General features: G+C 42.2%; 23 protein-coding genes. 18 read left to right on the top strand and 5 right to left on the bottom strand.

The window, feature by feature from the left end:
* Positions 1-14 precede the first annotated feature (14 nt).
* Positions 15-2,063, bottom strand: a complete 2,049-nt coding sequence (locus DFO72_RS09115; protein WP_113881395.1) for a molybdopterin-containing oxidoreductase family protein — start codon at positions 2,061-2,063, stop codon at positions 15-17.
* A gap of 199 nt (positions 2,064-2,262) precedes the next feature.
* Here DFO72_RS09115 and DFO72_RS09120 point away from each other — a divergent pair, with 199 nt between their 5' ends.
* The 4 genes from DFO72_RS09120 (at position 2,263) to DFO72_RS09135 (ending at position 6,706) form a co-directional block, all read left to right on the top strand.
* Positions 2,263-2,943, top strand: coding sequence for a response regulator (locus DFO72_RS09120; protein ID WP_113881396.1), 681 nt, complete (start codon positions 2,263-2,265; stop codon positions 2,941-2,943).
* Positions 2,944-3,080: 137 nt separating this feature from the next.
* Positions 3,081-4,592, top strand: a complete 1,512-nt coding sequence (locus DFO72_RS09125; RefSeq protein WP_113881397.1) for a helix-turn-helix domain-containing protein — start codon at positions 3,081-3,083, stop codon at positions 4,590-4,592.
* Between the two features lie 139 nt (positions 4,593-4,731).
* Positions 4,732-5,499 carry a hypothetical protein gene (locus DFO72_RS09130; protein WP_113881398.1) on the top strand — a complete coding sequence of 256 codons (768 nt, stop codon included), beginning with the start codon at positions 4,732-4,734 and terminating at the stop codon, positions 5,497-5,499.
* Between the two features lie 145 nt (positions 5,500-5,644).
* On the top strand, positions 5,645-6,706 hold the full coding sequence (locus tag DFO72_RS09135) for an SDR family NAD(P)-dependent oxidoreductase (protein WP_113881399.1): 1,062 nt from the start codon (positions 5,645-5,647) through the stop codon (positions 6,704-6,706).
* 46 nt (positions 6,707-6,752) lie between these two features.
* Here the strand turns inward: DFO72_RS09135 and DFO72_RS09140 are convergent, their stop codons facing one another.
* Positions 6,753-7,856, bottom strand: coding sequence for an aromatic acid exporter family protein (locus DFO72_RS09140; RefSeq protein ID WP_113881400.1), 1,104 nt, complete (start codon positions 7,854-7,856; stop codon positions 6,753-6,755).
* Positions 7,857-8,055: 199 nt separating this feature from the next.
* Here DFO72_RS09140 and DFO72_RS09145 point away from each other — a divergent pair, with 199 nt between their 5' ends.
* Both DFO72_RS09145 and DFO72_RS09150 read left to right on the top strand, forming a co-directional pair.
* On the top strand, positions 8,056-8,571 hold the full coding sequence (locus DFO72_RS09145; RefSeq protein WP_113881401.1) for a YbaK/EbsC family protein: 516 nt from the start codon (positions 8,056-8,058) through the stop codon (positions 8,569-8,571).
* Positions 8,572-8,668: 97 nt separating this feature from the next.
* The gene (locus DFO72_RS09150) at positions 8,669-9,847 is read left to right on the top strand and encodes a M20 family metallopeptidase (RefSeq protein WP_113881402.1); all 1,179 of its coding nucleotides are present in this window, start codon (positions 8,669-8,671) and stop codon (positions 9,845-9,847) included.
* A 53-nt stretch (positions 9,848-9,900) separates the two neighbouring features.
* Here the strand turns inward: DFO72_RS09150 and DFO72_RS09155 are convergent, their stop codons facing one another.
* A complete protein-coding gene (locus DFO72_RS09155; RefSeq protein ID WP_113881403.1) occupies positions 9,901-10,110 on the bottom strand; it encodes a methionine aminopeptidase in 210 nt (69 codons plus the stop codon).
* A 118-nt stretch (positions 10,111-10,228) separates the two neighbouring features.
* Positions 10,229-11,128: a LysR family transcriptional regulator gene (locus DFO72_RS09160; protein ID WP_113881404.1), complete on the bottom strand. Its 900-nt coding sequence runs from the start codon at positions 11,126-11,128 to the stop codon at positions 10,229-10,231.
* A gap of 195 nt (positions 11,129-11,323) precedes the next feature.
* Here DFO72_RS09160 and DFO72_RS09165 point away from each other — a divergent pair, with 195 nt between their 5' ends.
* The 12 genes from DFO72_RS09165 (at position 11,324) to DFO72_RS09215 (ending at position 21,592) form a co-directional block, all read left to right on the top strand.
* A complete protein-coding gene (locus tag DFO72_RS09165; protein WP_113881405.1) occupies positions 11,324-13,135 on the top strand; it encodes an assimilatory sulfite reductase (NADPH) flavoprotein subunit in 1,812 nt (603 codons plus the stop codon).
* Positions 13,136-13,160: 25 nt separating this feature from the next.
* A complete protein-coding gene (gene cysI, locus DFO72_RS09170) occupies positions 13,161-14,882 on the top strand; it encodes an assimilatory sulfite reductase (NADPH) hemoprotein subunit (RefSeq protein ID WP_113881406.1) in 1,722 nt (573 codons plus the stop codon).
* 230 nt (positions 14,883-15,112) lie between these two features.
* On the top strand, positions 15,113-16,099 hold the full coding sequence (locus DFO72_RS09175) for a nuclease-related domain-containing protein (RefSeq protein ID WP_243856106.1): 987 nt from the start codon (positions 15,113-15,115) through the stop codon (positions 16,097-16,099).
* A gap of 70 nt (positions 16,100-16,169) precedes the next feature.
* The gene (locus DFO72_RS09180; protein WP_113881407.1) at positions 16,170-17,297 is read left to right on the top strand and encodes a pyridoxal-phosphate-dependent aminotransferase family protein; all 1,128 of its coding nucleotides are present in this window, start codon (positions 16,170-16,172) and stop codon (positions 17,295-17,297) included.
* Positions 17,298-17,311: 14 nt separating this feature from the next.
* Positions 17,312-17,785, top strand: a complete 474-nt coding sequence (locus DFO72_RS09185; protein WP_113881408.1) for a GyrI-like domain-containing protein — start codon at positions 17,312-17,314, stop codon at positions 17,783-17,785.
* A gap of 63 nt (positions 17,786-17,848) precedes the next feature.
* Complete coding sequence (locus tag DFO72_RS09190; RefSeq protein WP_113881695.1) at positions 17,849-18,364, top strand: DinB family protein; 516 nt, start codon at positions 17,849-17,851, stop codon at positions 18,362-18,364.
* A 96-nt stretch (positions 18,365-18,460) separates the two neighbouring features.
* The gene (locus tag DFO72_RS29410) at positions 18,461-18,613 is read left to right on the top strand and encodes a hypothetical protein (RefSeq protein ID WP_166672452.1); all 153 of its coding nucleotides are present in this window, start codon (positions 18,461-18,463) and stop codon (positions 18,611-18,613) included.
* 13 nt (positions 18,614-18,626) lie between these two features.
* The gene (locus DFO72_RS09195; protein ID WP_113881409.1) at positions 18,627-19,286 is read left to right on the top strand and encodes a hypothetical protein; all 660 of its coding nucleotides are present in this window, start codon (positions 18,627-18,629) and stop codon (positions 19,284-19,286) included.
* A gap of 15 nt (positions 19,287-19,301) precedes the next feature.
* Positions 19,302-19,760 carry a GNAT family N-acetyltransferase gene (locus tag DFO72_RS09200; protein WP_113881410.1) on the top strand — a complete coding sequence of 153 codons (459 nt, stop codon included), beginning with the start codon at positions 19,302-19,304 and terminating at the stop codon, positions 19,758-19,760.
* Positions 19,761-19,771: 11 nt separating this feature from the next.
* Positions 19,772-20,518: a class I SAM-dependent methyltransferase gene (locus DFO72_RS09205; protein ID WP_113881411.1), complete on the top strand. Its 747-nt coding sequence runs from the start codon at positions 19,772-19,774 to the stop codon at positions 20,516-20,518.
* 22 nt (positions 20,519-20,540) lie between these two features.
* Positions 20,541-21,029 (top strand): NUDIX domain-containing protein, encoded by a 489-nt coding sequence (locus DFO72_RS09210; protein WP_113881412.1) that lies wholly within the window; start codon positions 20,541-20,543, stop codon positions 21,027-21,029.
* Positions 21,026-21,592, top strand: a complete 567-nt coding sequence (locus DFO72_RS09215; protein WP_113881413.1) for a GNAT family N-acetyltransferase — start codon at positions 21,026-21,028, stop codon at positions 21,590-21,592. Before DFO72_RS09210 ends, DFO72_RS09215 begins: the two co-directional genes overlap by 4 nt.
* Positions 21,593-21,649: 57 nt before the next feature.
* On the opposite strand, the gene DFO72_RS29415 is transcribed toward DFO72_RS09215, so the two are convergent.
* Positions 21,650-21,790 carry a hypothetical protein gene (locus DFO72_RS29415; protein WP_166672453.1) on the bottom strand — a complete coding sequence of 47 codons (141 nt, stop codon included), beginning with the start codon at positions 21,788-21,790 and terminating at the stop codon, positions 21,650-21,652.
* Between the last annotated feature and the right edge of the window lie 52 nt (positions 21,791-21,842).

A 21,842-nucleotide genomic window follows, 5' to 3' on the forward strand; every position in this document is an offset into this window, starting at 1 on the left:
CAATTTTGCAGGGGTTATTCTTTTCTGATTTTCGAAATATTTACCCGGCCTGAAAAGAACACGGCACCGCCTCCCATATCGGAAAGCCTGTCCGGAGTCAGCGAATTGACCAGATGTTTTGTTCCTGGGGCGTCTGCCCAAATTCCCTGTGAAACGACTGTACCAGGAAGGACAAGTTCTCCGACAACCGCTTTGAGTTCACATTCCCCTCGTTCATTCCAAATACGAACCAAGTCGCCATCTTTAATTTCAGCATTTATAGCATCCCTTGTATTTATGTGAAGACGCGGTTCCTTCTCCATGGCTGCATGTTTTGTATTATTCGAAAAAGTTGAATTCAAAAAGTTATGGTTCGGTGCAGGCACAAATAGAAAAGGGAATTTATTTACTTCCTTCAGCGGTATGTATGTCGGCAGAGGAGGATATCCATCATCTTTCATTTTCTGCGAGTATAATTCTATTTTTCCGCTGGGCGTGGGCAGCCTGCCAGGAAAAAGCGGTTTTATCCTTGCTTTGATAAACTTGTTTTTCTTCAGGGATTCAGCTTTGATTTCCTCAATTAAGGGGTTAGCTGGAAAATCTAATGCGGCATCAATCATTTCTTCTTCTGTTTCTTTAAAAACAGAATCATGAAAGCCCATTCCTTCTGCAAGAAGCCGAAACACTTCGACATTAGATTTTGATTCGCCGTATGCTTCTATGACTGGCTCCTGAATTTGGATGTAGTGGTGCCAATAGGATGAATAGATGTCCGTATTCTCAAAAGAAGAAGCCGCCGGCAGTACAATGTCAGCATACTTGGCCGTTTCGGTTAAGAACAGATCATGGACAACAAGGAACAAATCCTCTCTCTGCAGCCCTTGACGGACCTTATTCCCTTCTGGTGCAACAACAGCAGGGTTGGTTCCATAGACGTACATAGATTTAATCGGTTTTTCCAGCTCAAAGAGTGCCGAACCGATCCGATTCATATTAATGAGGCGTGTATCCTTTTTGTGCAGGAGGTCAGGCCTTTGAAGGGCTCCAGTATTAAAAGCAAGATAGCCGGAGTTTCCCTTGATGGCACCGCCGCCCTTTAAGAGCCAGTGTCCTGTAATTGCAGGAAGACATGAAATGGTGCGAATGCACATTCCTCCATTGTCGTGATGCTGTGGCCCGTTGCCGATTCGGATAAAAGCAGGGGAAGTCTTTCCATACATACGGGCTAATTTCAGAATATCATCTTTTGGCACACCTGTTATGCCGGCTACTGTTTCAGGATCATATTCCTTCACATGTTCACGAAGTTCCTGGTGGCCAACCGTATACTTTTTCAGAAAGGGCTCATCTTCCAAATTTTCGTCAAACAAGACGTGCATCATGCCAAGAGCCAGAGCAGCATCAGTGCCGGGAGTAATCGGTATAAACCAGTCGGCCATTTTTCCAGTCTGGTTTTTATGGACGTCAATCACAACGATTTTCGCACCGCTCTTTCTTGCTTTTTGTGCGAGAATCATTTGATGCATGTTCGTGCTGACTGCATTAATGCCCCATAGAATAATGAGCTTTGAATGGATGGTATCCTCCGGATCTATTCCAAAGCTCCCGCCCATTGTGTACGTATATCCAGCTGTACCGGCAGACTGGCAAATCGTCCTGTCAAGGCGTGATGCTCCGACTTTATGGAAGAAACGGCGGTCCATTCCTTCTGCGTTTAATCTGCCCATATTTCCGTAGAAACTATATGGCAGGATGCTTTCAGGGCCATTATTGACTATTAGGTCCTTCCATCTGGAAGTGATCGTGTCTATCGCCTCTTTCCACCCAATCCGTTCAAAATGGCCATCACCTTTGGTGCCAGTACGCTTCATTGGATATTTTAGGCGATTTTTATCATAAATCCTTGATGGCATGTTGCGGACCTTATTGCAAATATTCCCCTGTGTTACGGGATGATTGGGATCTCCTTCAATTTTTACGATTTTTCCTTCTTTTTTATGTACGAGAAGGCCGCATTGATCGGGGCAATCCAAGGAGCAAACGGATGGGAAAACACCATCTAAGGTTTTGCTGTAAGAGTTCATGTCCACATACTCCTTCCTCATAGTATTTCGATCATAACATAAAATTCAGTTTATTTGATTGGCGTCTTGAGGCATCCGGCAAATTTCTATAATGAAACACCGAACCTCATATTTGAAACTATGCTTTGAAAAAACTTATGTAAAATAGGTTTGATAGATACGAATGGTTCAGAATACATCCGAGCAGGTGAACAGGGAAATGGCGCTAAAAATTGCGATTGTAGATGATCATAAGCTCTTCAGAGAAGGGGTCAAACGGATACTGGAAATGGAAGAAGACCTTGAAGTTGTTGCTGAAGGGGAAGATGGCCGTGATGCTCTCATAATTGATAAGAATTATAAGCCTGACGTCATGATTATGGATATCGACATGCCCAATATGAATGGCATCAAAGCAACGGATAAGCTGAATGAAAACAAATCAAAAAGCAAAGTCATTATATTATCTTTTTATGATGATGAGAATTATGTGACGAGAGTGCTCCAGTATGGTGCAGCCGGGTACCTCCTTAAAGATATTGGTGCAAAAGGGCTAATCGAAGCAATCAGGATTGTTGCAAGCGGCGGCAGTTATCTGGATCCCAAGGTTACACAAAATATTATTAAGGAATACAAAAGACTTACAGAATTAAATTCAGGCAGCAATCATGCGTCAAATCAAAACTATCAGCGTCCTCTGCATATTTTGACTCGCCGCGAATGCGAGGTGCTTCAGCTGCTGGCAGATGGAAATAGCAATACTGGCATCAGTAAAGCGCTTTTTATTAGCGATAAGACGGTTAAAAATCATGTAAGCAGCATTTTGAGAAAGATAAAAGTTCATGATCGGACTCAGGCAGTCCTTCTAGCCATCAAAAAGGGCTGGGTCAGAATCGGTTAGAACCAATGAATGTAATTCAGAATTGGGCATGTTCTCCTGAGCATGCCTTTTTTCGTTGAGATAGCAGTAAAAGATGAGTAAACAGATTCGGTAAAAGAAAAGATAACTTTGAAGTGCTTGAAAAGATAGGTGATAAAATGAACCGGTTTTATAAACGCTATTCAGATTTAATCTTTCATTTGCTCAGTGAAAATAAATGGATCAGTTTAGCTCAGCTGGCAGAACGAACAGGTTTTTCAAAAAGCACGATATGGCGTGATCTGGAATTCCTGGACACGATACTGCCGGAGGATTGGAAGCTTGAAAGGCATGAGGCTTTTGGAGTTAGGCTGAGAAAACCTGAAAGCGGGACTCTGGAGAGCATTTTGAGAGAAATTCGCGATAAGAATACTTATTTCCATACGTTAAAGCTGATTTTATTAAGCGATGGAATAGATATTTCTCTAATATCCAATGAGGTGCATATAAGCCGTTCGACCGCATACCGCCACATTGAAAAGCTTCAGGAGGTTCTTCAGGAATCACAGCTTACTTTAACTTCGAGTCCTTTCAAAGTAGTCGGAGATGAAAGAGATATCAGGCGTTTTATCATGCAATACTTAGATTTAATGAGCTTTAAACCGGAAGCTGAGAAGGATTGGCCGTATTCCGGGGATTTTCAGTCGGCCTTGCTGGTGCAGACCTCGAGCTATTCGATGACTCTCCGGACAGGAGCCGTTCAGCGCCTCAAAATGATCTTATATATTTCAAACCTGCGTATGTCTATGGGCTATTTTGTTTCATTTCCAAAAACTTTGGTGGATGCATATAAGGAAAGTAAATTTTTTCTCTCAGCTAAGGAAATAGTGCATTTTATGGCTAAAGCCAATATTCCTTCCAGGGAAACACAGCTCCAGGAAATACTTTTCTTTGCCATTTATTTAATGAGTGAGGAAAGGCCGACGAATAGATCGGAGCATCTGCGTTATCTCCGCAGGAGAAGAATAGGCGAAAGGGAACATCCTTTTTCTGTCTACTTAGAAGACCTTTCGAATATTGCTGGCTTCAATTTAACAGATGATGATATCTTTCTATTTCACATTTACCAGACATTCAAGAGAATTTACCTTGAAAAAGAATTAAATACCGAAACACTCCATAGCTCAATGATGCAATATCTTCCATATTATGAGACTAATCCACTTTTCAAAACAATAGAGGACCTGGGAGTCAAAACATTCTCGAAAGTCCCCCTTATTTTTAAAAAGCTGGATGTTCTTGAAATCTTTACTCTTCTCCAGGCTGCTATTCTGCGAAAGAGGAATAGGCATGTAATACAAGCTGCGCTTGTATGCCGGACATATTATGAAAAAGATTATATTAGGGAAGTGCTAAACTATCATTTTGGAAAACAGCTTTCTATATCAACGCTTGATTCATCAAGCATCGATTTAATTTCAGAATATGAAGAGTTTGATCTGGTCATATCAACCGATTTTGATCATTCATCCAAGCTTAAAGACCTGCCAGCCATAAATGTTTCTGCATTTCCGACAGGTTCAGAGCTTATGGAAATCAAGCAATTCATACATGATCATTTTTTAAAGCAAATGGACCTGGATAAAGAGATGATCTATCCCTTTGAAAAGCAGGATGAGCCATACTCATAAGGAGACGCCTTCAAGCTGAAGGTGTTTTTTTATTTATTTTTTAAAACATGTTGATTTTGATAATCATTATCAATTAAAATAAAGATAGATGATAATCGGTTTCAATTATACATAGTTTTGATTTTAAGGAGGCGAGGAGTTGATCAAAAACTCTCAAGTATCCGTCCGCACAATGACTGACCAGAATTTAACGGACTTTATCCGGTGCCCTTATAAATTTTATTACGCACATATTGAAAAGAAAAAACACCCTCTTGGCTGGCGTCAGGCCATTCAGCATATTATCAATAAAGTTGTTTCATCCTATTTTCAGCTGCCGCAAAGCCATCGCACTCCTGCGAACGTTCTTATGCTGATCGATCAATATTGGGGAAGGCTGGAGCTTCGCATGTTTGATTCCCAGCTCCAATATTATATGGCTGCAGCAACGGTAACTGATAGTTTAATGAGAAACTTAAGCAGTGAATCTGAAATAGCACAGCCGCTGTTTTTGTATGAAAGGTTCAGAATGAATCTTAAAGAGCTGAATGCAGATCTTTCTTTAACTTTTGATGTCGCGGAATGGCAGCAGGACTCTTTTATAGTGAAGAAATTCCTGGTGGATGCTGATGAGCAAATGCTTGAGCTCTATTGTCATTTAACAGTGGTTTTTTCAGAAAAGGTATTTGGAATAAGGCCGGCCAGAATTGAGGTCGTAACATTAATGGATGGTGATAGGCATGTATTCAATCCAAATAAAGATAGCCTTGAAGCGGGATTAATCTATCTGCAGATGATGAAGGCGCTTCTTGAAGACACAAGACAGTTTTCGGATTTGTACAATATGAATGAGTGTCCAGCCTGTCCTTTTCAGGGAGTCTGCGACAGGGATGAAAAGAATGAGCGAAAACAAAAATACTTATCCTAAAAAAGGCGCCTGGGGAAAACCAGGCGCTTCTGTTGTTTATGAATATGCAGAACCGATTTAGGGTAAATGTATTTCCATTGCTTTTAAATGAATTTCCCGCTAAAGTTTTTACAGGGATGTTAGGTAGAAAGGTTGCGATTCTTCTTTGAATATACTAATTACAGGTGCAAACGGTTTTTTAGGGAAAAAGCTTTCATTAAAGCTTTTGGAACAGGGGCATGAACTTTATTTATTAGTCAGGAGCAGAAAGCGGCTGGATGCTTTCATGCAAGGCGAGGGAAGCGATTTTTCCAGACAGATTCATATATTGGAAGGCGATGTTACAGAAGAGCATCTTGGATTAAATAGAGAACTGGTGCATTCATTAAAAGGAAAGATAGATGCCTTATATCATAGTGCAGCACTTCTATCTTTTGATGAAAAGGATAGGGATAAGACTTTTAAAGTGAATGTGGGAGGAACAGAAAATGTTCTGAATCTTGCTTTGGAAATAAATTGTCCAAAAGTTTTATATATCAGTACCGCCTATACGGTTGGGAAAGAGATTTTTGGGGCGGAGGCTCTTTACTCTGCGGACAGGCGTTTTGTAAATCCCTATGAAGCTTCCAAATGCGAGGCAGAACACCTCGTATATACATTTCGGGAAAAACTGGATATTGTTATTCTCCGTCCGGCTATTATCATCGGTGATTCCAGAACAGGTGAAGCAGATACAAACTTCGGCTTATATGGATTTCTAAAAGGCATTAAGATCTTAAAGAAACGGGCCATGCGAAGACAAGACGGCCAATTCTGCAGAATCTATTTGGATCCAGAAGTTGCCCAGAATTTTGTGCCAGTGAATTATGTTATAGATACACTGGATGCCGCCCTGATTCATGCAGAAAATGGCGGGATTTTCAACATTACAAACCCTAACCCGCCTCTGCAATCAGATGTATATGAAATAGTAAAAGAGGTATTGGATTTTCCGCAATTGGAGATGTGTGTCCCATTATCTTCTGCAGAAATGACAAGTGAGGAAAAGGCTTTTCATAATTCAATGAGCATTTTCCACAGCTATTTCCAGCGGACCATTGATTTTCCATCAGACAATACGCAAAAGCTGCTTGCAGATGCAGGAGTTCCCATGCTGCAAATGGACCGTGATGTATTAACAAGAATAATAGCAGGATATTTGCTCGATGAAGCAAGTATATCTTCCTGATAAAAGAAAAGACCGGGGTTTGATTTCCCGGTCTTCCTTTATTCATTCATGCCTGTTCCCCGCCTTTTTGGGCACCTGCTTCAAGTGGGGCTTTTAAAAGCTTCCGGTGCTTAATTTCCATAGTCTGAATTTGATTCAATTCCTCAATTAAGTCATGGATGGAGAGAACCTCATATAAAATGGCTGTTTCAGGCTGGACATGGTGGTGTGTGCGCGGTCTCAAACCGCCTGCAGGGTTCAGCTGTTTTTGCTCAATAAACCACTGTGTTACTTCGCTGATTTTTTTATGATGGCTTTCTGTAATAAGAAAGCCCGGGTCATATAGGCTGTCTTTTATATCCTCAAGAACAGCAGCGGCTGCCTTTTTCCTGTCCTTCTCCAGCTCCGGAAGGACAGTTGGCAGAAAGATCAAGTTTCCCACGTGATAGGTAATCTGCCTTAAAATAGTCAGTTTTTTATATTCATAATGAAAGTTGCGCATATCTTCACGGCTAAATCGGTGATACCTATATTCTGCTTTTTGATAATGGCATAAGGTTTCGGTTTTATCGATATCTTTAATAAGTCTTTGAAAATCAGAACGGACAGTGCCATCGGATCCCTGTGAATTGAAAATTTCAAGGCCTCTTTTATGTAAAATGTCACCGGATCGTCTGTAAAGGGCATGTATGTTTTTTATGATTGATGTTGAGTAATTGGGAGGCATGACAAAAAAGTTAACTGCTGTGGAAACGACAATTCCGGTAGTCGTAGTCCCCAATCGAATGAAAAAAGAGGACAGATAATGGTCCTGTACTGTTGAAATCATAGCGACACCCGTCAATGTAGCCACCAGCATTCCATCGTGAAGCTTCAGCTTATGGCAGACAATGATTGTCGCAAGCGACACGGAAGCATAACTGTACGGGCTGTCCCCGAAAATGAACGTAAATAATACAGCAAATCCCGCACCAATGGCTGCCGCCGGAAACCGGACATATGCTTTCCGAATTGAGTCCGCAACAGTGGGCTCAATCGTAACGATTGCCGTAATCACAGCAAACATGGCTGGCCAATCCAGCATATGGCAAATAAAAGCTGTTATAAAAACCGCCAGTCCGGTTTTGGCGATTCTTCCTCCTATAAATTTATATGGAATAGTCTGTTTCATACATAATCCTTCTTTTAATCTGTGGTTTAATATTAAATTTATATTAGTGCAAGAAACCAATAAGAGCAAATGTGAATCTTCTGATAAAGAGAAATTATCCCGATGACATCATCTGATAGTATGTTAAAATAGACAACTATAAAGTATAAATATTGAATATATATAAGATTTTACGGAATTAGAGGAAGGGTGAGTTTGAATGTCAATTGAAAGTGTGAAAGCCCATTTTAAAAAATGGGATCGGGAACAGGATGTAATGGAGTTTGATTCTTTAAGTGCAACAGTGGAACAGGCTGCTGAAACTATCGGTGTCAGCCCTGCACAAATTGCCAAGACTCTTTCCTTCAGGGGGGATGGGGATGAAGCAATTCTTGTGGTGGCAGCAGGCGATGCCAAGGTTGATAACAAGAAGTTCCGGAAAACGTTCGGTTTCAAAGCCCGGATGCTTTCAGCGGAGGAAGTCCTCGAGCAGACCGGCCATGCCGTAGGCGGTGTGTGTCCATTTGGACTGAAAAATGACCTGGATGTATATCTGGATGAATCTATGAAAAGATTCGAGACCCTATTCCCTGCATGCGGAAGCAGCAATTCCGCCATTGAACTGACACCTGATGAAATTAATACATATTCAGATGCAAAAGCCTGGGTAGATGTGTGCAAGGACTGGGAAGAGGCGCTGATCATCGAGCGGCCGCTGGAAAAAATAACGAAATAGATGTCATATTTTCGTGCTGAAATCAAAGAAGTGTTGTATAATTATAATTAATACTGAATAAATATATATAATTGCGGGTTAGGAGAGCAGATAATTCATGGGAAAGAATCTGATTATTAAACAAATTGATGAACTTCAGGATGACTTTAATAGAATAAGCACCTATATCGGCGAGAATCCCGAACTGGGGCACGAAGAGTATAAGGCATGCAAAATATTGACAGAGGAGCTTGAAAAGCATGGTTTTTCTGTAGAAATCGGCACCTGCGGTTTACCGACTGCATTTACGGCAGCTTATGACAGCGGGAAAGAAGGTCCTGTGATTGGATACATGTCTGAATACGATGCATTGCCTGAAGTAGGGCATGCATGCGGTCATAATCTAATCGGCACGATGGGGATTGCTGCAGGAATAGGACTAAGTAAAGTGATTCATGAAACTGGGGGGAAGGTTATTGTCTTTGGCACGCCTGCAGAGGAGACGAAGGGCGGTAAGGTGACCATGGCCGAAGCTGGTATTTTTGATGTTTTGGATGCAGCAATCATGGTTCACCCTCTTGACAATTTTGTGAAAAGCGGGTCATCATTGGCAATGGATGCCATACAGTTTGAATTTTTTGGAAAATCAGCCCATGCAGCTGCCAGCCCCCATTTGGGAATAAATGCTTTGGATGCTGTCCTGCAAACGTTCAATAGCATAAACGCTCTGCGCCAGCATATCAAACCTGATGCCAGAATCCATGGCATTATCACTGAAGGGGGCAAAGCCGCAAACGTGGTTCCGGACTATGCGGTTGCCCAATTTTATGTTCGTGCAGCCAAACGTGAGTATGTGAATGAACTTGTTGAAAAGGTCAAGAAATGTGCGGAAGGGGCAGCTTTGCAGACTGGTGCCGAAATGAAGTGGTCATTTTATGAGTTCTCTTACGATGATATGGTTACAAACAGCCCTTTATCAGAAGCATTCAATAAAGAACTGCTTTCTCTTGGTGTGAACGAGGCGGAAATTCTGGAACAGAAGGATGGGTCAGGTTCTCTTGATATGGGGAATGTCAGCCAGGTGGCACCTTCCATTCATCCTTATATTAAAATCTGCAATGAGTCATATGCTTGCCACACACATGAATTCCGGGAAGCTGCTATGACTGAGCAGGCTAAAGAAGCCATGATACTCGGAGCGAAGGCAATGGCATTTACGGGGTATGAAGTGTTAACCAACCAGGAGCTTTTAAAACAGATGAAAAAAGATTTCGAGTCAAACAAGGCATTAGCTTAAAATCCAAAATATGGCCATGATCCAAAAGAAGCATGAGGATCATGGCCATTATATTATGATAAACTATTCCATTCTGAATACAGTCCGGTTCCATTGCAGCCCTGGCAGTCAAATTGGTTTGCATGGTAAGCGAATTCATTCCCCGGATAGAGTGAAAAACCCCTGCCGTAACAGTCAGGACACTTGTTTTCTTCCTTCATGCGATTGACATGATTCTGATATCTGCTTTCCCGCCATTCATTAAAGGCATTCAATAATCCCATCTTTTTCACCTCAGCCATTTTTCCTTATTTTGAATAAAATGGGCAGATTTTATACACTTCGCTACTATAGTATATGAATAAAGTGGGACTAGTGTGAAAAAAAGCTTGTTCAAAAATGCTATTTACCCTTCGGGTGCTTCCATTTTTCGCTGAGTGCTTCGATAAAAATGCTGACATTCTTTTTTTCCTGCATGATGGGGGAAAGGACATAGGAAAGAGTGCGTTTGAATTCCTGATTTTTCACTTTGATTATTGACAGGTTATTTTGTTTAACGTCCCTTTCAACGACGCTTCCAGACAGGATGCTTATTCCCAGCCCGTTGATGAGTGTTTCTTTTATCCCCTGGTTGCTGCTGATCGTTAAAAGTGATTTCACCTTAAGACCATTTGATCTGACAACATGGTTAAAATACTCGCGTGTCCCTGACCCGTTTTCCCTCATGATCCATGCCTGATCTTGAAGGTCAGCAATGGTGGTTTCCTCTTTTTGTACCAATGGATGCTGGTTGGAAGTCACAATATATAATTCATCCTCTAAAAAGGGAGTTACGATAAGCTCTCTTTCATTTGTCTGGCCCTCTATTAACCCAATATCCACATGATGGGACCGTGTTGACTGAACAACTTCCTCCGTGTTGGCAATCGTCACTTGGAGGTTTAGCTCAGGATACTGATTCTGCAAATCAAGCAGCAGGGGAGGCAGGATGTATTCCCCTATAGTGAAACTGGCCGCAATTTTGAGGTCTCCTTTAATGGTGTTTTGCTGCTCTAAAATTTCCTGTCTGGTTTGCTCGTAAATGGTAATCATCTGCTTGGCCCGGTCATATAATATTTCACCGCTGGGCGTAATTTTCAAGTATTTTGGAGAGCGTTGAAATAGCTTGGTCTGAAATTCCTTTTCCAGGTTTTTAATATGCAGGCTGACACTGGGCTGTGACATAAGAAGGAGCTCGGCCGTCTTCGTAAAATTTTTAACTTCAGCCAATGTGACGAATGTTTTTAATGCATCATAGTACAAAATATCACCCTTTCTATAATTAGTAATATTAATAGCTGCGATAATTAATATTTATTTTACTAATGGAATATCATTCGGTAAAGTAATAGATATATATTTTTTGCGTATAAAACCGACTTTTTTTATAGGAAAAGAGGAAATTTAAAGAAATACTATAAAACCAGCCTTTTGCGCTGGTTTGCGAGGTGGATCATGTTGCAACTTCAGGTAATGAACAGTCCGTTTAATCAGGAGCAGGCAGAGCTCCTTAATCGTCTTCTTCCGACTCTTACAGAGACACAATCCCTCTGGCTGAGCGGGTATCTTGCCGCGATACAGTCTTCATCACTGCAGGCTGCCCCGGCAGTGGAAGAACGTCCCGCACCTGCGGCGGCTCCGGCCATTCCAAAAGAAGTGACAATCTTATTTGGATCACAAACCGGGAACGCACAGAACCTGGCAAAAAAAACTGGAAAAACGCTTGAGGATAGAGGTTTTCAAGTAACGGTTTCAGCAATGAGTGACTTTAAGCCCAATAATCTTAAAAAGGTCAAAAACCTGTTAATTGTCGTAAGTACCCATGGTGAGGGAGATCCGCCTGACAACGCTTTGACATTCCATGAATTTGTTCACGGAAAAAGGGCGCCCAAAATGGAAGACTTCCGATACTCAGTTTTGGCACTTGGCGACAGCTCATATGAATTCTTCTGCCAAACGGGAAAAGATTTTGATAAACGTCTGGAGGAACTTGGCGGAATCAGAATAACGCCGAGAGTGGACTGTGATCTTGATTTCGAGGAGCCTGCAGCAGAGTGGGCGGAAGCAGTTTTAGCCGGATTGAGCGAAGGGGAAAGCAGCAGTCCTTCTCCTGCAGCAGCAGCTTCTGTTTCAGCTTCAGCACCTGCCGAGTCAGTCTATTCCCGGTCCAATCCTTTCAGGGCAGAAGTTCTGGAAAATCTTAATCTCAATGGACGCGGCTCCAATAAAGAAACCCGCCATCTCGAGATTTCTCTGGAAGGTTCCGGTCTGACTTATCAGCCTGGTGACAGCCTTGGGGTATACCCTGAAAACGATCCCGAATTGGTTGACTTGCTTTTAGCTGAGATGAGCTGGGATCCTGAGGAAGCAGTCAGAGTGAAGGAGGAAACAGTAACGTTAAAAGAAGCGCTTACGGCTCATTTTGAGATTACTGTCCTGACCAAACCGCTTGTTGAAAAGGCTGCAAAGCTTTCTGGAAATGAAGATCTGCACCTGCTTGTGTCAGACAGCAATCAACTGAAATCCTATATGAATGGGCGAGACTTAATTGATTTAGTCCGTGACTTTAAACCATGGAACAGTTCGGCACAGGAGTTTGTCTCTATACTGCGTAAGATGCCTGCGCGTCTTTATTCCATTTCCAGCAGCTTCGAGGCGAATCCTGATGAAGTTCATTTAACAATCGGTGCTGTCCGCTATGATGCTCATGGCCGTGAACGCAAAGGTGTCTGCTCCATTTTATGTGCGGAGCGTCTCCAGCCTGGCGATACACTGCCAGTATTTATTCAGCACAACGAAAACTTTAAACTTCCGGAGAATCCGGACACACCAATCATTATGGTAGGTCCAGGAACCGGAATTGCACCGTTTCGATCATTTATGCAGGATCGTGAAGAAAGCGGTGCAGATGGGAAATCATGGCTATTCTTTGGCGACCAGCATTTTGTGACTGATTTTCTTTATCAGACTGAATGGCAAAAGTGGCTCAAGGATGGAGTCTTGTCGAAGCTGGATGTCGCTTTTTCCCGTGATGGTGATGAAAAGGTATATGTTCAGCATAGAATGCAGGAAAATAGCAAGGAATTATTCCAGTGGCTTCAGGAAGGAGCAGCCGTCTATATCTGCGGCGATGGGAAAAACATGGCACATGATGTCCATAACACACTAATAGATATTATTGAAAAAGAAGGCGGTATAAGCCGCGACCAGGCTTTAGAATATCTTGCCGACATGCAGAAAAATAAACGCTACCAGCGCGACGTATATTGATTTGGAAGGAAAGGAGTTTTACAGCATGGTAAACCCAAACTTAAAAGCACCGGATGGCCCTCCGAGTGATGTTGAGGGAATTAAGGATCGAAGCAACTATTTGCGCGGAACGCTGGAGGAAGTTATGCAGGACAGGATCAGTGCCGGAATTCCCGATGATGATAATAGATTAATGAAGCACCATGGGAGCTATCTGCAGGATGACCGGGATCTGCGGAATGAACGCCAGAAACAGAAGCTTGAGCCTGCCTACCAGTTTATGCTCCGGCTGCGCCTTCCTGGAGGGGTTGCAACACCTGAACAATGGCTTGTCGTGGATGATTTAGCTGAGAAATATGGGAACGGAACTTTAAAACTGACAACACGCCAGACCTTCCAGATGCATGGAATTCTAAAATGGAATATGAAAAAGACAATTCAGGCAATCCATTCGACGATGCTTGATACGATAGCGGCATGCGGCGATGTGAACCGTAATGTAATGTGCATCTCTAATCCCGATCAATCGGAAATTCATTCGGAAGTGTATGAGCTGGCGAAGATGCTCAGTAACGACCTCCTGCCTCGCACACGTGCTTATCATGAAATTTGGCTGGATGAAGAAAAAGTAGCGGGCTCTCCTGAAGTGGATGAAGAGGTTGAGCCGATGTATGGCCCGCTTTATTTGCCCCGTAAATTTAAAATCGGGATTGCTGTACCGCCTTCCAATGACATTGATGTCTTTTCCCAGGATCTCGGCTTCATTGCCATCGTGGAAAACGGAAAGCTGGCAGGCTTTAACGTGGCAATCGGCGGAGGAATGGGCTTCTCCCATGGAGATAAGGCGACCTATCCGCAGCTTTCGAAAGTGATCGGCTTTGTGACACCTGATAAAATTTACGAAGTGGCTGAGAAGGTAATAACGATTCAGCGCGATTACGGCAACCGCTCAGTCCGAAAAAATGCCCGTTTTAAATATACGGTTGACCGCCTTGGTCTGGAAACAGTTATGGTAGAGCTGGAGAACCGTCTGGGCTGGAAACTTGATGAAGCTCGCGGATTCAAATTTGATACTAACGGAGACCGATACGGATGGGTAAAGGGTGTCCGCGGAAAATGGCATTTTACGATGTTCATAGAAGGCGGCCGTGTGGCAGACTTCGAGGGATATAAATTGAAAACAGCATTGCGTGAAATTGCCAAAGTTCATAAAGGAGATTTTAGGCTGACTGCCAATCAGAACCTCATTATCGGAAGTGTATCAACCAAAGATAAAGCAAAGATCGAGGCGCTGATTAATGAGTATGGCTTAACAGATGGAAGCCGCTATAGTGCATTGCGCCGCGGGTCAATGGCCTGTGTGGCCCTTCCGACGTGCGGTCTGGCGATGGCCGAGGCAGAACGCTATCTTCCTGTCTTGGTCGATAAAATTGAGGAGATCGTTGACGAAGCAGGCTTGCGGAACGAAGAAATCACTATCCGCATGACCGGCTGCCCAAACGGCTGCGCCCGCCACGCACTCGGCGAGATTGGCTTTATCGGCAAGGCAGTCGGCAAGTACAATATGTATCTCGGGGCAGCATTTGACGGAAGCCGCCTCAGCAAAATGTACCGCGAAAACATTGGCGAAGAAGAAATCCTGAACGAGCTGCGCGCCATTCTGCCGCGCTACGCCCGTGAACGTCAGGACGGCGAGCATTTTGGCGATTTCGTGGTCCGGGCGGGGATTATTGAAGCGACAACGGACGGGACTAATTTTCATGATTGAGCTGAAGAAAGATGGGGCGGGAGCCCTGTCTTTTTTTTCTTTGTGTTCGGGAGCCGAACGCACGTAAATATTTCTATCCACACATATTTTCTGCCTATAAGCACACAAAAAAGTCTATCCGCACATAATTTTGGCTATCCGCACTTAAACATTCTCTTCGGAGTTTTTCTTAGAGGATTTGAAGGAGTATTGCAGAATTTTTTAGTATCAAGCAAGAATGGAGTGAAAAAATGATCCTCAAAGAACGAAAAATCCCTCTTTTAATTCTTAAAACAGAAGCTCTCCTCCGAAGGCTTCCAGCTCATCACCCCAAAATCCCTATCATTAGCGAAGAACTGAATAAAAGATTTGCAGGCTATAAAGGGGAAGCTTCATTGGATTTTCCTCTTGATTTTCTAGATAGTAAGGAATATTTTATCCTTCATGATCTCCGCCTGCCAGATAACGATCGCTTTTTCCAAATCGATACTCTTATATTTACAAAAAAGTTTGCTCTAATACTTGAAGTGAAAAATATAACAGGTATCCTTCATTTTGATACAGTATATAATCAATTAATTCGTATAAAGAATGGAAAAGAGCAAGTTTTCCCCTGCCCTTTAATTCAGGTGAATAGACAGGCATCTCAACTTAGAAGTTGGATTAATGCCAATGTCAGTATTGAAAATTTACCGGTCTATTCGTTTGTAGTCATATGTAATCCGCATACAGGAATTAAAGTCATTCCTCCTTATATTGACCTCAGCCGTAAAGTTATACACCGAAATACGCTCCCTATAAAAATGGAGCAAATAGAAAAGTCCATTAATGGAGAAATCAGTAATAAACTCCTTAAAAAGTCCATTCGCTTATTAAAAAAGCAAAATAGAGAGCAGGAAAGCTCAATACTATTAAGATTCCAGATCAATCAATCTGAAATTCTTACGGGTGTATTCTGCCCTGCCTGCAGCTATCTGCCTCTACAAAGAGTCAGTCGCACCTGGAGATGTCCTAAATGCCAGATAACCAGCAAAGAAGCACATATGAAAGCATTGCATGACTACAGTCTTCTGCTGGGGACTGCCATCACGAACAAGGAGCTGAGAAACTTTCTGCATATTCCTTCTTCCTATACCGCAGCCCGACTCCTCCAATCCCTCAATCTCCCGCATACCGGCGCTCAAAAAAATAGAAGATATACACTAATTTTTCCGAAGGAAACACCAATCCAAAAGTAATTAAAAGAGGTATTTGATAATAACTGTCGAAACATTTAGATATCTATAAACCTATCAAGGAGGAATATTCATGCCAAACGAGGAAATGCTTTTGATTCCAGGGCCGACGCCTGTTGTGGATTCGATTTATGATGCAATGGCACAAGAGACGCGGGGGCATACGGATCCCAGGTTTGCCGCTATTTATAAAAGTGCGATTGAGAAGACAAGGGAGATGCTGAAGACAGATGGGGAAGTGTTTGTAATCTCTGGCTCCGGGACGATAGCAATGGAAATGGCTCTGGTCAACACGGTTGCAGCTGGAGAGAGGCTTTTGATTATAAGTCAGGGCTTCTTTGGTGATCGTTTTCAGCACTTAGCAAAGGCGTTCGGAATCCAGGCAGATATCATTCAGTCCGAATGGGGAAAGCAGGTGGATCCCGCAGCTGTTGAGGAAAAGCTTGCGTCCCATTCCTATAAAGCTGTGACAATTACCCATGCTGATACTTCTACTGGTGTTGCGGCAGATTTGGATACATTAGTGCCTATCATTAAGAAGCAAGGGGCTCTTGTTATTTTGGATGGGGTCTGTGCGACAGCGGCAATGGAGGAGGATATGAGCAAGTCGTATGGCGAAGGAAAAATTGATGTTGTTTTGACAGGCTCACAGAAGGCGATTGGTGTCCCGCCAGGACTCGCTGTTGTGGCATTCAATGGGACAGCACTGGCTGCCAGGGAACAAATGGAACAGGTTCCTGCCTACTATTGCGATATCTATAATTGGATTCCAATTATGCATGACCCCCAAAAATACTTTGCTACACCGCCTGTTAATTTGATCTATGCCTATGATGAGGGCATGAAACTGGTCTTAGCTGAAGGAATGGACAATCGCTGCAAGCGCCATGAAGCATATGGTAAAGCTGTCAGGGCTGCACTTGCTGAATATGGAATGAAGGCAATTGCCGAGGAAAAGGCCGCCGCAGCGACTCTCAGCTGTATCCTTTACCCTGAAGGAATGGATGATGCTGAATTCCGTGCATCTCTTGCAAAAAAAGGTGTCATTGTTGCCGGAGCAGGCCATATGGGAAATACGACTGAAAATATGCTTGAAAAAGCCATTGTGCTGATCGGTGAAACAATGAACGAATTGGGCTTTGAAGCAGATATCCAAAAAGCAGCTGATAAGTTTAGAGAACTTGCATTGCCTGTTGCTTAATAAGGAGAGAAGAGATGTCTGATTTGACTTTCCGAGCGGCTGAGACAGAACTCGGAGAATTAAAACTGATAGGGATCCGCGTCTTATGCCCGCCGGATCAGTATCCGGCCGAAATTCCGAAGGCTATAAATCTATTATCTGGACGCCTTACAGAAATTAAGGGAGCTGTAAATCCTGAACGGCTTGTTGGTGCCTTCAAAGTGGAGGGAAACTCTCCTGAAGAAGACGGATATTGGATTTGCATTGAAGTGAAGGAATTTATTAGTGTTCCTGATGGTATGTCCTCATTAGAAGTTCCACCGCAAAAATATGCTTCTATCCGGCACAAAGGACCTAATTATGAGATTGGAAATTCCTATAGGGAATTGCACAGCTGGATTGAAGAAAAGGGATACAAGAGGCTGAAAAATAAATGGCACATAGAAATCCATCATAGCTGGGAGAGTATTGAGGATTTAGATTTAGAGCTAATGGATACGATTGTATAATATTAAAAGACTGCCATCCCGGCAGTCTTTTTCCTGAACATTACAGAATTGGAGAATGCAAGTATTGTCGATTGCCGTATTAAGCGTGTGAAGGGCTACAATGAAAAAATAGGAGAACTTGTATCAATGCTTGAACATGCCCGAGAAGTAACGCTGGAAGATATATCAGGCTTAACACAGGCTGAATTGGATTTTCGTCCTGATCCAGGCAGCAATTCAATTGGCTCACTTTTGAAGCATATAGGATTTATTGAATATGTTCACCAAGTCATTACTTTTGAAAATAGAGATCTTAACGATGAAGAGCATTTAAGATGGGCCGCCGCGTATGAACTGGGCGAGAAGGCAAGGAGGGAAATTAATGATCATCCTCTTGAATATTATTTGAAGAAACTGTCTGCAATAAGAGGAAAAACGTTAAAACATTTATCATCCAAAAAAGATTGCTGGTTATATGAAGAAGGAAAGTGGAGCAACGGAGTGACCTTTAATAATTATTGGTTCTGGTATCACGTCATGGAGGATGAAATTAGCCATCGCGGACAAATCCGGGTGATAAAAAGACAGCTGGCAACCTAGAGGTGATAAGCTGACCGTCTGGTTTTTCCAAAAATATGAAACTAAAGGTCTTTTTGTTCGTATATAAGGTAAAACATTTAAAGGCGGTTAAACGTTATGAACAAAAAAAATTGGGGCCTTTCAGGAAGCGGACTGGCATACGGTCTGTCGCTGGGATTAGTTTTTGGAATGCTGTTTGAAAATTGGGCATTGGGTCTTGCTATGGGAGTTGCTTTTGGGGTATCGTTTGGATCCGCAAAAAAGGAGTAAAGGGGAATCTGCCTTGATAAAAAATAAAAAGCTCTTTGTGGCATCGGTTGCCTTAATCGTTATTTCCATAGCTTTAAACTTTCCTTTTCCGCATCAATATCCGCTAGGTGAAGCAGCCTTAATGATATTAAACATTCCTATAAAATCAGCAGATGGATTTCATTATGCAGGGGTTTTCATTCTCTTTTTACTTGTGTTGGGCATGGTCTTTCTTCATCGTTCACTTGAAAGATATCATTTGCGATCTTTCTTTGCCGTTATCGTTATTGTTTCCCTTCTACCTCCTTTTCTGGCAGAATCCTACCAAAAAACGCTGGCAGAAGGAATTTATGCTGTTTCCTATGTTAAAGATGAAAGTTTGTGTAAATTTGAAATGATTAGTGAAGAAACATTGCAGGGAATTTGTGAGCTGTCATTTGAAAATTACAGCAATGAAGAAGTGTCTTTTACTATCGGCTTTTATGACAGATATTTAACTGAAGAGGATTTCCAGATGCTTTCACTAATGAACAGTGGAGAACACAATAACGTTAAACTGCTCCCTAACGAGGCAAAGGTCGTTCGTATTAAGAAAGAGATTGATGTGTCACAAATCAAAAACCACGTTGAGAGTGGAGAAGCTGCTTATGTAAGCATCATTATTAAGTCAGGTGATAAAAACAGGAAATTATAAGAAGGTGCTGAAGAAATGAACATTGGGTTAAAACCCGTTACAAGAGACAACTGGGAAGAAGCCATTAAGATGAAGGTAAAAGAATCGCAGCGTGATTTCGTTCCTTCAGCGGCTGTTTCACTTGCAAAGGTATATATTAAACCAGATGGAGATGATGTAGAGTATATCCCATTTCTAATATATGAAAATGAAAAAATGGTCGGGTTTATCATGCATGCCTATGAACCGGATACGGCTAACATGTATTGGATTAACGGTTTTTTTATTGACCAGAATTATCAGGGAAGAGGATATGGCCGGGCAGCATTAGCCGAGATGATCTGCTGGATAAAAACTAAATTTCCGCAGTGCGAGGAAATCCGTTTAACTGTTCATAAAGATAATCTTCACGCAAGGAATCTATATAAAAACTTCGGATTTTCCCCGACCGGAGAGATTTGGGGAGAGGAAGAAGTTTACTATTTTTCGGTATAAAGGAGATATTTATGTTTAATGAAACATTGGAATTAAATAAGAAAAGCTGGGATGAAGCGGCTAAAAGATTTTATGGGCGCAACCCTTTGCCTGAATACGGACCGCTGGCGCCAACTGAAGATGATCTTCAATTGTTCGGAGATGTGCACAGCTTAAAGATGCTGGAGATTGGATGCGGAAGCGGGCATTCCCTAAAATATTTGGACCAGCGCAGAGCAGGTGAATTATGGGGATTGGACTTGTCTTCCAGGCAAATCGAATCCGCAAAGGAACTGCTGATAAATTCATCTTCACGAGTAAAGCTGTTTGAATCCCCGATGGAACAAAATCCGGGAATCCCTGCTGATTATTTCGATGTCGTTTTTTCCATTTATGCGATCGGCTGGACCACGAATTTAGATAAGACGCTTAAAAACGTTCATCACTACCTTAAAACAGGAGGGATGTTTATATTCAGTTGGGAACATCCGATGTATAACCGGATCAAGGCCGAAAATGGAGCATTAATTATGGATAAATCCTATCATGAGGAAGGCTCCTATCAGCATATAGCCTGGAACCAGCCTGCCATTATGCAGCAATATAAACTAAGTACATATATCAATCTATTAATAGAAAACGGGTTTGCGATAGAAAGGGTAATTGAAGATGTCAGCCTTACAGAGGAAGATGTTCAGCGGCATGCCAACCGATGGTATTCTTTTGAAAAAACAAGAGCTATACCCGCTGCTTTTATTATTAAATGCAGAAAGCTATAGAAGAAAAGGCGGATGAGACCGAATGACCTATCATATTAGAGTCAGAGCAGGGGCAGTTATTATAGAAAATAATTCGATTCTGCTTATTGAGTTTCAGGATGAAAGAGGCCTTCATTACAATTTGCCTGCAGGAGGGGTTGAACCTAAGGAATCTGTTATTGATGCAGTGAAAAGGGAAGCGAAAGAAGAGGCCTCTGTGGATGTGATGGTCGGCCCATTGGCATTCGTTTATGAATATGCCCCTCACTTAAATGAATGTAGGTACGGGCAGATACATTCACTGGGCTTAATGTTTGAATGCCAGTTGAAGGAAGGCACATTGCCTAAGATGCCTTCAGCCCCGGATCCAAACCAGACAGGTGTTAGGTGGGTGCCGCTTTCGGAGCTGGCCAATATAGTGCTGTATCCTAATATGAAAGCTCACATCCTGGAATATGTTAAACATAAAAGAAACATAGATTTGATCGAAGAACACACACTGGATGTTTACCCGATGGAGATGAAAAAATGAATAAAAAAATAATGATCGATTGCGGTGAGATCATCCTTAGGGAATACAGGATGGAAGATGTGCCAGAGCTTTATGAAATTACTTTACAGCCCGAGGTTTATGAGTTCATTCCTGGTGCGCAGGCTACACTTGAACAGCGTATTAACTGGATGGAGAATTATGAAATTCCTGCGAATAAAAAGTTTAGGTCCTCGATGCCTGACCTGAAGGATGCTGGATTTTTGAATTTAGGAATCATACTAAAGGAAACTGGAAAGTTTATTGGTTTTTGCAATACAGGAATAAAAGATGAATTGCCGAAACCGAACAGGGAAATTGGCTATGCTATCTCAAAACACTACCGAAATAAAGGATATTCCACGCTTGCTGCAAATGGGCTAATGGGATTTCTTTTTGAAAAAACAGCTCTTGAAACACTGAATGCCGTTGCATTAACAAGCAATTCCCGTTCCATTCGCGTTCTGCAAAAGTGCGGATTTCAGCATGCTGGAGAAATGGAAATCGACGGAGAGCAATATTCCCATTACATCCTCAGAAAAAAGGATTGGGCATCAAATTCATAAAACTACAGTAACTGCAAAGACACCCTCCATCCACTATGAGGGTGTCCCGCCATTCCTTTATCTATCTGATTTAGAGTTTGTATTAAATGTGCCACTTCTGTTTTCCTGTTCATGTCCACGGACCTGGTCTCCGCCATTTCCTTTTTCGTGTACCTTTTTGCCGCCAAGCTTTACGTTTGGATATTCTTGTTCCCGCATGGTATTCACCTCCATGTTAATTAAATTATCCATAAAGGAAGAAAATATATAA

The sequence above is a fragment of the Cytobacillus oceanisediminis genome (genome assembly GCF_004366035.1).
Lineage (GTDB): Bacteria > Bacillota > Bacilli > Bacillales > Cytobacillaceae > Cytobacillus > Cytobacillus oceanisediminis_C.

Coding starts and splice junctions, on each gene's coding strand:
- DFO72_RS09145 (WP_113881401.1), top strand. CDS start 8,056: ATGTCAATTGAAAGTGTGAAAGCCCATTTTAAAAAATGGGATCGGGAA.
- DFO72_RS09185 (WP_113881408.1), top strand. CDS start 17,312: ATGTCTGATTTGACTTTCCGAGCGGCTGAGACAGAACTCGGAGAATTA.
- DFO72_RS09120 (WP_113881396.1), top strand. CDS start 2,263: ATGGCGCTAAAAATTGCGATTGTAGATGATCATAAGCTCTTCAGAGAA.
- DFO72_RS09125 (WP_113881397.1), top strand. CDS start 3,081: ATGAACCGGTTTTATAAACGCTATTCAGATTTAATCTTTCATTTGCTC.
- DFO72_RS09210 (WP_113881412.1), top strand. CDS start 20,541: ATGACCTATCATATTAGAGTCAGAGCAGGGGCAGTTATTATAGAAAAT.
- DFO72_RS09115 (WP_113881395.1), bottom strand. CDS start 2,063: ATGAACTCTTACAGCAAAACCTTAGATGGTGTTTTCCCATCCGTTTGC.
- DFO72_RS09180 (WP_113881407.1), top strand. CDS start 16,170: ATGCCAAACGAGGAAATGCTTTTGATTCCAGGGCCGACGCCTGTTGTG.
- DFO72_RS09155 (WP_113881403.1), bottom strand. CDS start 10,110: ATGGGATTATTGAATGCCTTTAATGAATGGCGGGAAAGCAGATATCAG.
- DFO72_RS09175 (WP_243856106.1), top strand. CDS start 15,113: ATGATCCTCAAAGAACGAAAAATCCCTCTTTTAATTCTTAAAACAGAA.
- DFO72_RS09200 (WP_113881410.1), top strand. CDS start 19,302: ATGAACATTGGGTTAAAACCCGTTACAAGAGACAACTGGGAAGAAGCC.
- DFO72_RS09140 (WP_113881400.1), bottom strand. CDS start 7,856: ATGAAACAGACTATTCCATATAAATTTATAGGAGGAAGAATCGCCAAA.
- DFO72_RS29415 (WP_166672453.1), bottom strand. CDS start 21,790: ATGCGGGAACAAGAATATCCAAACGTAAAGCTTGGCGGCAAAAAGGTA.
- DFO72_RS29410 (WP_166672452.1), top strand. CDS start 18,461: ATGAACAAAAAAAATTGGGGCCTTTCAGGAAGCGGACTGGCATACGGT.
- DFO72_RS09150 (WP_113881402.1), top strand. CDS start 8,669: ATGGGAAAGAATCTGATTATTAAACAAATTGATGAACTTCAGGATGAC.
- DFO72_RS09215 (WP_113881413.1), top strand. CDS start 21,026: ATGAATAAAAAAATAATGATCGATTGCGGTGAGATCATCCTTAGGGAA.
- cysI (WP_113881406.1), top strand. CDS start 13,161: ATGGTAAACCCAAACTTAAAAGCACCGGATGGCCCTCCGAGTGATGTT.
- DFO72_RS09205 (WP_113881411.1), top strand. CDS start 19,772: ATGTTTAATGAAACATTGGAATTAAATAAGAAAAGCTGGGATGAAGCG.